Source organism: Actinomadura fulvescens (genome assembly GCF_039533225.1).
Taxonomy (GTDB): domain Bacteria; phylum Actinomycetota; class Actinomycetes; order Streptosporangiales; family Streptosporangiaceae; genus Spirillospora; species Spirillospora fulvescens.
Genome location: NZ_BAAATD010000008.1, coordinates 257062 through 269950, shown reverse-complemented (window position 1 = coordinate 269950; position 12889 = coordinate 257062). Strand labels below are relative to the sequence as shown.

General features: G+C 71.4%; 10 protein-coding genes. 6 read left to right on the top strand and 4 right to left on the bottom strand.

Annotated elements, in window-relative coordinates; translation table 11 throughout:
• The first annotated feature begins 9 nt into the window (after positions 1–9).
• Together ABD333_RS28970 and ABD333_RS28965 are read left to right on the top strand one after the other, a co-directional pair.
• Complete coding sequence (locus tag ABD333_RS28970) at positions 10–1140, top strand: alpha/beta hydrolase (protein ID WP_344545679.1); 1131 nt, start codon at positions 10–12, stop codon at positions 1138–1140.
• A gap of 100 nt (positions 1141–1240) precedes the next feature.
• Positions 1241–4147: a beta propeller repeat protein gene (locus ABD333_RS28965; protein WP_344545678.1), complete on the top strand. Its 2907-nt coding sequence runs from the start codon at positions 1241–1243 to the stop codon at positions 4145–4147.
• A 459-nt stretch (positions 4148–4606) separates the two neighbouring features.
• On the opposite strand, the gene ABD333_RS28960 is transcribed toward ABD333_RS28965, so the two are convergent.
• Both ABD333_RS28960 and ABD333_RS28955 read right to left on the bottom strand, forming a co-directional pair.
• Positions 4607–5539 carry a glycosyltransferase gene (locus ABD333_RS28960; protein ID WP_344545677.1) on the bottom strand — a complete coding sequence of 311 codons (933 nt, stop codon included), beginning with the start codon at positions 5537–5539 and terminating at the stop codon, positions 4607–4609.
• 258 nt (positions 5540–5797) lie between these two features.
• Positions 5798–7168, bottom strand: a complete 1371-nt coding sequence (locus ABD333_RS28955) for an LCP family protein (protein ID WP_344545676.1) — start codon at positions 7166–7168, stop codon at positions 5798–5800.
• A 184-nt stretch (positions 7169–7352) separates the two neighbouring features.
• Between ABD333_RS28955 and ABD333_RS28950 the strand changes: the two genes are divergently transcribed.
• The 3 genes from ABD333_RS28950 to ABD333_RS28940 all read left to right on the top strand — a co-directional run bounded on the left by ABD333_RS28950 (position 7353) and on the right by ABD333_RS28940 (position 10083).
• Positions 7353–8303 carry a DUF6177 family protein gene (locus ABD333_RS28950; protein ID WP_344545675.1) on the top strand — a complete coding sequence of 317 codons (951 nt, stop codon included), beginning with the start codon at positions 7353–7355 and terminating at the stop codon, positions 8301–8303.
• A gap of 393 nt (positions 8304–8696) precedes the next feature.
• The gene (locus ABD333_RS28945; RefSeq protein ID WP_344545674.1) at positions 8697–9518 is read left to right on the top strand and encodes a hypothetical protein; all 822 of its coding nucleotides are present in this window, start codon (positions 8697–8699) and stop codon (positions 9516–9518) included.
• A gap of 121 nt (positions 9519–9639) precedes the next feature.
• Entirely contained in the window at positions 9640–10083 is a 444-nt protein-coding gene (locus ABD333_RS28940) for a MarR family winged helix-turn-helix transcriptional regulator (protein ID WP_344545673.1), read from the top strand.
• Positions 10084–10144: 61 nt separating this feature from the next.
• Here ABD333_RS28940 and ABD333_RS28935 read toward each other — a convergent pair whose 3' ends face one another.
• Both ABD333_RS28935 and ABD333_RS28930 read right to left on the bottom strand, forming a co-directional pair.
• Positions 10145–10585, bottom strand: coding sequence for a hypothetical protein (locus tag ABD333_RS28935; RefSeq protein WP_344545672.1), 441 nt, complete (start codon positions 10583–10585; stop codon positions 10145–10147).
• Positions 10582–12216, bottom strand: coding sequence for a MinD/ParA family ATP-binding protein (locus ABD333_RS28930; protein WP_344545671.1), 1635 nt, complete (start codon positions 12214–12216; stop codon positions 10582–10584). Before ABD333_RS28930 ends, ABD333_RS28935 begins: the two co-directional genes overlap by 4 nt.
• Positions 12217–12398: 182 nt before the next feature.
• Between ABD333_RS28930 and ABD333_RS28925 the strand changes: the two genes are divergently transcribed.
• Positions 12399–12869, top strand: a complete 471-nt coding sequence (locus ABD333_RS28925; RefSeq protein ID WP_344545670.1) for a YbaB/EbfC family nucleoid-associated protein — start codon at positions 12399–12401, stop codon at positions 12867–12869.
• The last annotated feature ends 20 nt before the right edge of the window (positions 12870–12889 follow it).

Genomic DNA, 12889 nt, shown 5'->3' with positions numbered 1-12889 from the left:
GTACTTCGAGTGCAACTGACCAGCGATGCACTACTGGGGGCGCTGGCCGTTACCGCGGTACTGGGACTCGCGGTCACCGTTTGGCTGCTCCCGCGTTTCTCGGGGCGCAGCGTGCAGGCCGTGATCGCCAGGCTCACGTTGCTGCTCGCCTGCCAGCTCGCGATCCTGCTCGCCCTGCTCAGCGCGGTGAACTCATACTTTTCGTTCTACGTGACCTGGAGTGACCTCCTCGGCACCCAGAAGGGCACGGGGAAGATCCGAGAGGGACAGAGCCCCGCGGGAAGCGCCGCCGGCCGTCCCCTCGCCAGAACGGTGTCCCGGTTGAACGCGGACGTCGATCTCCGCGTGCCCGCGAAGGACGGGCAGCTGGAGGAGGTGAAGATCCAGGGGCCGCGCACCGGGCTGGAGGTCAAGGCCTTCGCCTACCTGCCGCCCGAGTACTTCCGGCCGGAGTTCGCCAAGCGGCGGTTCCCTGTCGTGGTCTTCCTGACCGGCTACCCCGGGGACGCGAAGGGGCTGATCGTACGGCAGAACCTGGTGCGCACCGCCGCGGAGGAGATGAAGGCGGGACGCGTCCAGCCGACCATCTACATCATCACCCGCTCGACGGTCGTTCCTCCGCGTGACACCGAATGCACCGACATCCCGTCCGGACCGCAGGTGAAGACGTTCTTCTCGCAGGACGTGCCCGAGTCGCTCAAGGTGACCTACCGGCTCTCCGACAAGAAGGAGGGCTGGGCCGTCGCCGGGCAGTCCACCGGCGGTTACTGCGCGGCGAAGCTCGCGCTGCTGCACTCGGACAGGTTCGGCGCGGCCGCGACGCAGGCGGGCTACTTCACCGCCATCAAGGACTCTTCGACGCGCGACCTCTACGGCGGCAGCCAGGCCGTCCGCAACGACAACGACCTCATCTGGCGGCTCCAGCACCTCCCGCCACCACCCGTCTCCATCCTCGTCGCCTCCTCCAGGGTGGGCGAGATCAACTTCCCGCAGGCGGAACGGTTCTCCTCGCTCGCCAGGCCCCCGCTGAGAGTCGACCGCCTCACCCTCGACGAGGGCGGCCACAATTTCACGACGTTCCGGCGGATGATGCCGGAGACGATGCGGTGGCTGAGCGCGCGGCAACGCGCGGACGGCTGATGCTCCGGACACCGCGGGGCATGAGCGCTGACGAGGGATTTTCACCTCGAAGGCATCGATATGATCCAAGGCGACCACGAGGCGACCACAGGAGACGGGCGTGACTCCACCCAGGACCCCCGACGACGAAGCGGGCGACGACCGGACCCGGGCCGAGCACCCCGATCCGCCGGTCGGCCCGCCGCCACCGCAGTGGCTGGAGGGCGCGGAGGCGTCTCCGGGCCAGTTGCTTCCGGAACCGCCGACCGAGGTCGAAGGCGATGACGAGGCCGACGATGCGACGCGCACCCAGGTCGTCCCGCAGAAATCTCAGAGCCGCTCGGCCGATGCGGAACGCACGGCGTTCGTTCCGGCTCCGGGCGCACCCGACGATGACACGTCAGACACGCCCGGCCCCTCTCCGGCACCACCAGCGGACGTCACTCTGACCGACGCGACCATGTTCGTTCAGCAGCCTCCTGCGCCACAGCCGTCCGCGCCCACCCCCTTCCCCTACGCCCAAGACATCCCCCCGGCCCAGCCGCAGGCTCCCGCGCAGCGGCCGGCCCTCGAGCCCTTCCCCTACGCACAGGAGATCCCGGGGCAGACCAAACCTCAGCCTTCCGAGCCGTTCCCCTACGCGCAGGAGATCCCCGGATCGCAGGCGGGCCCGGCACCCGGCGCTCCTCCTCCGTTCCCGTACGCCCAGGAGATCCCCGGCGTTCCCAGCCCGGCAATACCGGCCGCCGCCCCGCCTGTCATCGATGAGCCGTGGCGCACGCCCGCGGCGAAGCGGCGGAAGATCGGCAAGCCGGTCATCATCACCGCGGGAGCACTGGCAGCGGCCGCCGTGGTCGCCGTCGGCGGTTTCATGGTGCTGGGCGGTGACGACGGCTCCGAGGGCGGCCAGGACGGGGCCGTCCTCGCGCGGACGGTGTTCCCGGTGGATCCGGCCGCACGGACCGACGGACGCGACCAGAAGATCACCGCGGTCTCCTCCCAGGGCGCCACCACGGTCGCGGTGGGCGGCGAGACCGACGCGCAGAGCTCCCGCGTGCTCTTCCTCGTGTCCGGCGACGGTGGCCGCACGTTCAAGCCGGCCGAGGTGAATCAGGGCGACGGCGGCGCGGTGCCCGTCGCCGTGACTGGTTCGTCCCACGGCTGGGTGGCGATCGGCACCCGCCCCGGCGGCGGCGCCGTCTGGACCAGCGGCGACGGGCAGAGCTGGCAACGGCTGCCGGACCAGGCGGCCGGCGCCTTCGGGTCGAACACCAAGGTGTCCCGGGTCGTCGGCACCAACGGCGGCTTCCTGGCGATCGGCACCAGTGACGCCGAGCCCGCCGTCTGGCTCTCGAAGGACGGCCGGTCCTGGGAGACCCGCGTCGGCGACAAGATCGGCCTGGACGTCAAGAAGGGCAAACTCACCCTCCTGACGGTCGCGGCCAGCGGGGATTCGATCCTCCTGGAGGGCGTGCACACCCCCGACCCCAAGAAGCCCGCCGCCCGCCGGGTGGCGTGGACGTCCGGAGACGGTGGCCGCGCCTGGTCGCCCTCCAAGATCCCGGTGCCTAAGAACAACCGCGGGCTCATGATCGGAGGCGGCCCCGCCGGCTTCGTGGCGGTACGCGAGATCGCCGACGGCGGCAAGCTGTCCGGCCAGGTGTACACGTCGAAGGACGGCAAGTCCTGGACACAGGCGGGCAAGCTCGAAGCGTCCGACTACCGCCGGACGTCCCGCCTCCTCGCGGACGACAAGGGTTACGCCGCCATCATCGCCCGCGGCCAGGACCTGCTCATCTCCCGCAGTGCCGATGGGCAGTCCTGGCAGGACGCGGGCTCCCTCCCGTTCCAGGCGGGGCGCGCGCTCAACGACGCCGCCCTCGCCGGCGACCTGACGGTCCTGGTGGGTCAGGAGCCCGGCGGCGGAGACGTGGACCCACTGCTCAACGTCTGGGACGGACGCGGCGCGCAGATTCCCATCGACCTGTCGAAGGGGCCCGGCGCGATCCGGAACGACCACATGGTCGTCGCCGTCGGCGCGACCGGTTCCCAGGCGGTGGCCGTGGGCAGCGCGGCGGGAGAGGCCGCGGCGTGGACGTCCCAGGACGGCCGGACGTGGAAGCCCGGCCGCGTCAGCGGCACCGGGCTCACCGGCCCGGGACCGCAACGGCTGATCGACGTGACCAGCGGCAAGTCCGGATGGCTCGCGGTCGGCTACGACCAGGCCTCGCCGCGCCGCCCGCTCGTCGCCACGTCCCCCGACGGCAGCGCCTGGCAGGCCGCCGGCTCACAGCAGTTCGGATCGGCCGCACTCAGCGCGGTCGGATCCGGTGCCGGATACGTCGTCGCCGGTGCCGAAGGAGACTCGGCCGCCGTCTGGTTCTCGCCGGATCTCAAGAACTGGGAACGCGGCAAGAGCGCCGGCTCGGACGGCCTGGAGGGCAAGCCCGGCAACACCCGCTGGATCGGCGGCATCACCGGCGCGGCCTCCGGCTATGTCGCCGTAGGCGGCGTACGCGACAAGTCCGGCAACGTGCCCGCCGTCTGGACATCAGCCGACGGCAAGAGCTGGTCGCTTCAGAAGCTGCCCAAGAGCGGCGGAGTGACCGAGGGCCACCTGACCCGTGTCGCCGCCAACGGCGGCTCCCTAGTGGCGACCGGCCTCGCGGCGACGAACCAGGGCCTTCGCTACCTGGGCTACACCTCCTCCGACGGCGGCAAGACCTGGCGCGAGAGCCCAGCTCCAACCAGCGCTCCAGACGTCACCGTGACGTCGCTGGCCGCGACCCCGAAGGGATTCGTCGCCACCGGCGCGAAGGGAAACCAAGGCGCGACCGAGGTCGTCTCCTGGACGTCCACCGACGGCTCGTCCTGGGTAGCCACCTCTCCAAGCGGCGAAGCCCTGACAGGTCCAGGCGACCAGCAGATCACCGGCCAGGCCACCCTCAAGAACACCCTTGTGGCCGTAGGCCGTAGCACCACCCCGCAAGCCGACCAGCCCATCCTCTGGACCCGCCCAGTCCCATGAGATCTACCGCCGTCGTGAATCACGTGACCCACGACGGCGGTCACTCATACCACCCAAAGCAAACCACCCACGACAGACCGCACCCAGCCGTAAACGCCCCGCGCGGCCGTAGACAGCCACCGCACACCGCAAGCAGCCATCACGCGAACTAGGCAGCCGTCGCAGACCGCACGTGCCCGTCGCAGACCGTACGCGGCTGTAGCCAGCCGTCACCCGGGCATAGGCGACCGTCGCGAGCGTAGGCAACCATCGTGGGCGGGCGCGGGTGTAGGCAGCCGTACGTGAGCACGGCCGTCGTGGGCACGGCCGTCGTGGGCCGTGCGCAGCCGTTACCAGGGTAGGGAACCGTCGCGGGCCGTGCGTGGGCGTCGCAGACTGTACGCCGCTGTGGCGGGCCGTACGCGGCTGTTGCCAGCCGTCGGGAGCGGCGGCCGTCGCGGGGTGTGGGAGAGCGTCAGGTCAGCGGTCGCGAGCGTGGCGGGGGATGTATGTCGGTGCTTCGGTGCGCTGGGGAGCGGCGGCGTGGTTGACCGCGGTCGTCGTCTCTCGGGAGCGGTTACGGCGGGCGCCGTATGGGGCCACCAGCAGGCGGTAGACGGGGCGGCGGATTGCGGTTGGGACGAGCCGGTAGCCGCCTCGGATCACTACGTTCCGCCAGTACTGCGTCCGGGTGAGGAAGCCCTCCCGGCGCATTTCACGCTGCAGGCGGAGCTCGGAGCGGAGCAAGTCACGGCCCCCGCGACGCTCGTAGGCTCCGGCGCCGACCCGGTAGTAGACGAGAGGTTCGGCGACGTTGACGACACGGGCGCCGTTCGCGATCATTCGCACGAACAGCCAGTAATCCTCCATCAGCGGAAGATCTCCGTAGCCGCCGACAGCCAGTACCGCGCTGCGACGGTAGACGACGGTGGGGTGGTTGAACGGGTCGTGCAGCCGCGAGTAGCGGGCGATGTCGAGCGGGTCGCTGGGCGGGGTGCGCTGGCCGACCACGTCGTCGATGTCGGCGCCGAACTCCAGCAGGCCGGCGCCGACCAGGTCCGCCCCGGCCTGGACCAGCGGCACCTGAAGCCGGAACCGGTGCGGCATCGCCACATCGTCGGCGTCCATGCGGGCCACGATGTCGTACCGGCTGGCCTGGAGTCCGGCGTCGAGCGCGGGGCCGAGCCCCCGGTTGGCCTCCAGGTGCAGGAAGGTCACCTCGACCGGGCTGGTCGCCACGAGCTCCTTGAGGCAGACGGCGAGGTCGGGCGAGACCGGGCCGTCCTGGACCAGCACCACCTGGCCGGGGCGGAGCTCCTGCGCATCCACCGCGCTTCGGAACGCCGCCCGGACGTACTCCTCGCGATCACCGCCGTACACGGTCATCAGCAGGGCGAAGGGTTCGGGCTGCATGCGGTCCATTTCCGGGAGGGGCCGTCTGCGGGGGTCACGGGCCGGGGGGCGGCACCGTGGGGGACGACGCGAGGGGGAGCTGGCAAGCCAGTGGTACTTGTCCTACATATGACGCTTTGGTGGCCTTATCGGTTTGCGTGCCGCCAAGATACCCGTGGGCCGATTGTGGCGATGCCGGATCCACCTTCCTCGCGGGCTATCTTCATCTGCTCTTCATCTGGTCGGGCGGGCCTCGGCCGCACCCGGCCAGCCGTGTCCTCAGGTCTGGGCGCAGACGTCACGGTCGGCCCGGACCTCTCCGTTGATCTTGGGAAGCGGTTTGCCCTCACCGGGCATCACGGCGCCGTCCTTGCCGATGACCAGATAGACCAGCCCCGGCTTGCCGCCCGCCCAAGGCTTGGGCGGATGGCCTGGAAGGGCGGCGGCGAGGGCGGCCGCCTGACGCTCGGCGCCCGTGCCGTACAGGATCTGGGTCCGGAAGCCGGCGGACGCCTTCTTCGTCCCCACCTTGGCGATCTTGAAGCCCTTCTCCTCCAGCTGGTCGGCGGTGCGCTGGCCGAGCCCGTCGGTCTTGGTCGCGTTGTAGATCGCGACCTGGACCTTGCTGGGCTGGACGGGGCGCGCCGGCACCTTCGCCCCCGGCCGCTGCGCCGGGATGGGCGGCGGCGCGGGCTCGGGCAGGGTGTTGTCCTGCTTGACCGCCTCGAAGAGCGGCTTGGCCAGCGCCATGTTGAACTGCACGCGGTTCTTGTCCTGCGGGTACGCCTGCACGGGGACGGTGACGAACCTCACCTTGCCCGCGCTCATGCCCTTGAGGCTGCCCGCGAGCTTCTGCATGACCGACAGCGTCAGCCGGTCGTCGGCCTTGATCGACTTGGTGGCGGCGGAGAGGAACCCGTACGCCTTGCCCGGGTCGGTGAGCATGCCCCTGGCGGTCGCCTTCTGGACCACCGACGCCATGAACGTCTGCTGCCGCTGGATGCGCGACAGGTCCGAGCCGTCGCCCAGCCCGCCGGTGCGGGTCCGCACGTAGCCGAGCGCCTGGTCGCCGCGCACGGTCTGGCGCCCCTTCTTGAGGACGAGCTCGGCCTTCGGGTCGTTGATCGCCTTGGGCACGCAGATCTCGACGCCGTCGAGGGCGTCCACCACGCGCTTGAAGCCCGAGAAGTCCACCTCGACGTAGTGGTCGATGCGGATGTCGGTGGTCGCCTCGATCGTCTTCCAGGTGCAGGCCGGGCCGCCGATGGAGTACGCGGCGTTCATCATGGTGAGCTGCGGGACCGACTTGCCGCCGTCCCGCTTGGTGCACGAGGGGATCTGCACCATCGTGTCGCGGGGGAAGCTGATGCCGATGGCGCGCTCGCCGCCCGGCGAGATGTGCAGAAGGATCGTGGTATCGGAACGTTCCCCGCCCTCGGCGCCGTAGCGGGCGTTCTCACCGGCCCGCGTGTCCGACCCCATCAGCAGGATGTTCATCGAGTTGTTGAGCTTGGCGGGACGCTTGTCGCCGAGCTTGTCGTCCACGTTCTCGCGGTCGATCTGCCCGTCGAGGCTGCGCCAGGTCATGTACGCGCCGATGCTGCCGATGACCATGAGCGCCGACATCACGATCGACAACCATCCGAGCACGCGCCAGCCCCGGCCCCGTGTCGGCGGACGCGGCTGGTGCCGCGGCGACTGCGGAGCCGGGTCTTCGTCCCAGAACGCATTGTCTGGCGCGGCCAATCGCTGCATCGGTTACATTTCAGCACACTTGGGACACCTGTCACGGCCATCACGGCAAAAGTCGATCCCCACTAGACTCGCTCGCAGGATGAGCACCGTCGACGCGATGACCGATCAGGCCATGGTCGTACTGCAGGACCGGCCTGTGGTCGCGCTGCACCCATGGCTGGCCGACGCCATCGACGACAGCGCCGGATCAGGCCGCGTCCTGCAGGTGGTCACGCCCCTCGACTCGCGCCTGTCGCTGCCCCTCCGCACGGCCGCCACCGGCACCGGGGTGCAGTGGGTCGTCCGCGACGGCGACGGCTACTACGAGGGCCTGACGGGACGGCCCCTGCGATGGGACGGCCGCGCGTTCACCCCGGTGCCCGAGGCGCGCGACTATGCGCCAGGCTTCACCAGCCGGCCCGCGGCGCCGATCGGCGCGCAGCTCACCCTCGTCTACCGCATGCGGCACGGCGGCGAAGGCAACATCGGCGGCCCGGTCGAGCGGCTTCTGCAGCTTCTCACCGGTAAGACCCCGGCGGGCTGGGGCCCGGCGGAGCCGCTTGAGCACCGCTGGCAGAACGACCGGTTCACCGAGTACGTGCGGGGCCGTTCGAGCGCCCGTCTCATCGTCGGCGGCGACGGCCCGCGGGCCGCCCAGGCGGTCTGCGAGTTCTCCGCGAGCGGAGCGGGCGGCTTCGCCGAAGTGAGCACCGTCACGGTCGGCTACGCGCCCGAGGACCCGCCGCCGCTCCAGCACCTGCCGTCCCTGGTCGGCGGGATGGCGGCCGATCAGCCCGTGGCCTCGCTCTTCGTCCAGCTCACCCCCGGCCGCGCCGACCTCACCACCGAGCCGCGCTGGACCGGCGCCCCCGCTCCGGTCGCCCTCGCGGTCAGCGGCAACGTGACCGGCCCGGCCGGGATCGCGGGCCAGCAGGTCGGTCCCCCGCGCACGCCGCTGACGCTCTTCCCGCTCGGCGACGGTCGTTCACCGGACGGATGGCAGCGCCACCGCCACCTGATGCAGCACCTGCAGGCAGGCAGCCAGGCATAAGCGGGCAACCAGGCGTAGGCGGGCGCCCCGGCGTAGGCGGGCAACCAGGCGTAGGCGCGCCGCCGAGACCGACGGTCCCGCGTGAATGGGAACCGGCACTCCGGCACCGTCCACTATCTGGGACCTGGCCCCGTACGACACATCAAGATCAGCAGTAACAGAGAGCCAAAGGCGTCGTTCCACGCGCTCCCCGCCGCCAGGCGAATACGAAGCCTTTCCGAGGCGCCTGCCCAACCTGGCCTGGGCGTAAGTTGAAGGTTTCCCCTGAGTGCGCGGCCCGGAATGACCATCCCTGGCGGCAAGGTGAACGATCTCTAGTGTGTCCTAGGCTGGGTCCTCGGTAGTCTTGCCCGACCTTTACTCTTATTTCATGACTACCGGCCTGGAGCTGTGATGAACCCTCCTGAATGGCCTGGCCAGAATCCCCCGCCCGGCCAGCCGGGATTTCCTCCGCAAGGCCCCATGCAGGGCCCGCCGCCCTACGGGCAACCGCCGCCCTACGGCCCCGCGCCGGGCGGCTATCCGCCCCCGCCCATGCCGCCGCGCCCGCCGAGCGGCGGCGGCCCGCTGATCCCGCTGCTGATCATCGGCGCGGTCCTCGTCGTGATCGTCGTCGCGGTGGGGGCCTTCGTCGTGCTCGACGGCGACGACAAGGACTACAAGCCCGTCACGCTGTCGCCGACGACCGCGACGCCGATCACGCCGTCGGCCTCGCAGTCGACCACCACCGAGGACCTGAGCACCATCCTCAAGTCCACGGTCACCACCTCCGCCGGGACCACCTTCACCCGGGCCGGCGGCATCCGCTCGGGCAGCTGCGTCAGCCGCGCGGGCGCGGAGCTGCAGAAGGCGCTGCGCACCAACTCCTGCACCCAGGACATGCAGTCCGCGCTCTACACCAACCCGTCGCGCACGGTCGTCACCGTGGTGTCGGTCCTGCGCTTCGCCGACTCGTCGGCCGCCGCCGCGGTCAACGACGACACCAGCGAGGGCGCCGACCCGACGCTGCTCCTGCCGCCCTCGGGCAGCGGCCTGCCGACCCTGACCCGCAACCCCAGTTCCTGGACCCGCAGCTGGACGCGCGGCCAGTTCGTCGTCTACTCGCAGGGCTACTGGGCGAGCGGCAGCGACGCGGGCGAGCGCAACGGCACCGTCTACAACACCTCCGGCGAGCTCGGCATCGAGATCGCCAACGTGATCAGCTGGTCCAACTAGCTCGTCCAGACCGGCCGGTCAAAGGTCGACCGAGGCGGCGCCCGCCGATCCGGCGGGCGCCGTTTCGCGTTCCCGGGCCGAGATCGTGGGCGCCACCAACAAGCCCACTAGACTGCCGCGCATGACTGACGAGACGCCCTCGCGGTTGATGGGGCTGCCGACCTGGCTGATCAGCCAGACGTCCATGCAGGCCCACCGGCTGCTCTCGGAGGCGTTCGCCGCCACCGACTCCCGTGGCTACCACTACCGGTTGCTGGCGGCGCTGGAGGAGTTCGGCCCCGCCAGCCAGGCGACGCTCGGCCGCCGCACGGGAATCGACCGCAGTGACGTGGTGGCGGCGCTCAACGACCTCGCCGACCGCGGGCTGATCGAACGTTCACCCGACCCGTCGGACCGCCGCCGCAACATCGTCACGGTCACGCCGGCCGGGCGGGAGCAGTTCCACCGGCTCGACAAGGTGCTGGCGGGCGTCCAGGACGACCTGCTCGCGCCGCTGTCGGCCACCGAACGCGACCAGCTCGTCCGGCTGCTGACGCGCGTCCTCGCCCACCACGGCCAAAGGTGACCGGGGGCGTCTCCGACAGCCAGGCCGCAGACCGATCCCGGGACTCACCCCAGGGCGTGCCCTAACTCTGGATCACTCCGCCGGAGTAGGACGCGGCGCCGCCGGCGGGCTGGTCGGTGGCCTTCCAGCTGCGCACCTGGGCCTCGGGGGCGCCGTCCGGATAGACGGTGCCGCCGACCCAGTGCACGAGGGCCTCGGCGAACTTGCGGGCCACCCTCTGTGCGTCCGGCAGGTCGGCGACGACACGTACGTCCACCCACCACACCGGCGCGGGAGCGCGGGCACCGAACTCGGGGCCGAGCAGGCGCCCGACCTCGCCCGGCACCGCGACGAGCACCGGGTCCTCGATCGAGACCAGCAGCCGCCGGTCGGCGTCGAACAACAGGGTCGGCTTGGGGTCGCCGCCACGGATGTGCACGGCCTCACCCAAGGCCACCATGCCGTCGATGACGGCGTGGACGTCGGGTTGCCGGCGGGCCAGCACGACCAGGTCGCAGCTCACCGGGCCACCCCCGGCATGCCGAGCGCACGGCCGAACGCCTCGTACGCCACCCGGTCGACGGCCGCACGCGTCGCCTCGCCGATCCTGGTCAGGTCGAGCGCCGCGCCCGCCGCCACATGCCGGTCGTACGGCACCCGGACGACCGGCACCCCCCAGGCGCCGAGCATCTGCGCCGCGCGTTCGAGATCGGCGCCGACCTGGGGAGCATGCATGACCATCGCGATCACCGTACGGGACATGAGCGCCTGCTGACCGCTGTTCGCGAACCACTCCAGCGCGCCGCGGGCGCTCAGCGCCCCGTCGACCGTGCCGGGCGTGACGAGCACCAGGCCGTGCGTGGTGGACAGGATGCCCCGGTGCAGCTCGGTCAGGATGCCCGCGCCGCAGTCGACCACCGCGGTGGAGATGTAGCGGGCGAGCGAGGAGAGCGCGGTCTGGAAGGTCTCCAGGTTGAACTCGCCGGCGATCCGGCCGCCGCGCGTCGACGACAACACCCACAGGCCGTCGTTCGTGCGCATCAGATAGCGCGCGGCCTCCTCGAACGTGCGCGGCTGCTGCGCCGCCAGGTCGAACAACGAGAGCTCCGAACGGACCCCGAGGCGCAGCGGCAACGAGCCGAGCTCCGCGTCGGCGTCCATGGCGAGCACCCGGTCGGCGCGGTGGCGCGCCAGCTGGGTCGCCAGCAGCGCGGCCATGGTGGTCTTGCCCGCCCCGCCGCGGACGCTGGCCACGGCGAGCTGGCGGTAGCTCGACACCGGGCGCTGCAACAGCTCGACGATCTCCGCCTGGGTCTTCACGCCCGCCGAGCCGGAGGCACCGACGGCCTTGCGCACGCCACGGCCGACACGGCGCATCAGCGGGTCGCCGTGGACGTTCTTGCGGACGAACTCGTCCGCCATCGGCACGCCACCGGCGGCGTGCTGTGGATTTGGGGCGGGGGCATGCGGTGTGGCGGGGCCTTGCACGGCGGCGGGCTGGTCGTACGAACCGCCCGGGTGCCCCTGGTCGTCGTGCTCGTCCTCGGACACGACACCCGGCGCCTGACCGGTCGGGACCGGAGAGATGGCCGCGTCCCAGCTGTACTCCTCGTTGACGAGCGGCGCCGCCAAGGCCTCCCCGGCGGCCTCGACCTCAGGCTCGGGTTCGGGCTCGTAGGTCTGCTGCTCGTAGGTCTGCTGCTCGTACGTCGGCGGAACGGGAGCGGACGGCGGAACCGGAGGCGCCGGCGGCGGCCCGGGCAGGACCGGACCGGTCCCCTGGATCGCCGGCTCGCTGTCCGGCAGCACCGGACCGGTGCCCCCGATCACGTCGGCCGGTCCTGTGCCCTGGATGACGGCGGGCTGTCCGGTCCCCTGGATCACGTCAGGTTGCCCGGTGCCCTGGATCACGTCGGGTTGCCCGGTGCCCTGGATGACGGCGGGTCCGGTGCCCTGGATGACCTCGGGCCCGGTGCCCGGGATCACGGCGGGCGCGGCCAGCGGCGCGGCGGGTTCGGGAACGGGCCGCGGCGCGGCGTCGGCTCCCCAGGCGCCCTCCGCGGTGCCCTCTGACGTGGGCTCGAGCGTCGCGAGCCCCCGCTGGGACGCGCCAAGATCACGCAGTACGGCGTGCTGCCAGCTCGAGTCGGACACCTGCCTCCCTTTCGTCTCTCGCAAGCCTACGAGACGCCGGGTACCCCCGTATCCCCTCTGTGCCGCCCGGTATCCGCGACCCATGATGATGACAGGAGCGGCACCCCGCGCCATACCCGTGTCCGCGGGATCTCGTTATCCTCCCTACAGGCAATATTCATGATCATGAAAGGACCGGGGGCGTGGCGGACTTCTCTGGCGCCGAGCTGGATCGCATGCTGACGGACGCGCGCAAGACCCTGGAGTCGATGCGCAAGGGCGGCGAGGCCGACCGGCCCGCCGCGGCGGCGGGGGCCGCCGGCTCGGGCACCGCCGGGCGCGGCGGGACGCCGGTCGAGGGTGCGGGGCAGGCCGCCGACGGCCGGGTGCGGGCCACGGTCGTGGCGGGCGGGCGGCTCAAGAGCGTCGACCTGGACCCCCGCGCCATGCGGCTCGCGTCGGCGGAGCTGGGCGAGCAGATCGTGGTCGCGGTGAACGCGGCGCTGGACGACCTGCGCACCAAGGCCGCCGGCGCCGCGACCGGCGAGAGCGTCGACACCGATGCCCTCGGCAAGCAGGTGGAGGAGATCCAGAACCAGGGCCTCCGCCAGATGGAGCTCATCACCCAGGCGCTCAACGACACCATCGCCAAGATCGGCAACCCCCGCCGCTGACGCCGTCCCCGCCGTCCCCG

What these genes read in the sequence shown, in the direction of transcription:
- ABD333_RS28940 (WP_344545673.1), top strand. Translation starts at nt 9,640, where the DNA reads ATGACTGACGAGACGCCCTCGCGGTTGATGGGGCTGCCGACCTGGCTG.
- ABD333_RS28945 (WP_344545674.1), top strand. Translation starts at nt 8,697, where the DNA reads ATGAACCCTCCTGAATGGCCTGGCCAGAATCCCCCGCCCGGCCAGCCG.
- ABD333_RS28960 (WP_344545677.1), bottom strand. Translation starts at nt 5,539, where the DNA reads ATGCAGCCCGAACCCTTCGCCCTGCTGATGACCGTGTACGGCGGTGAT.
- ABD333_RS28950 (WP_344545675.1), top strand. Translation starts at nt 7,353, where the DNA reads ATGAGCACCGTCGACGCGATGACCGATCAGGCCATGGTCGTACTGCAG.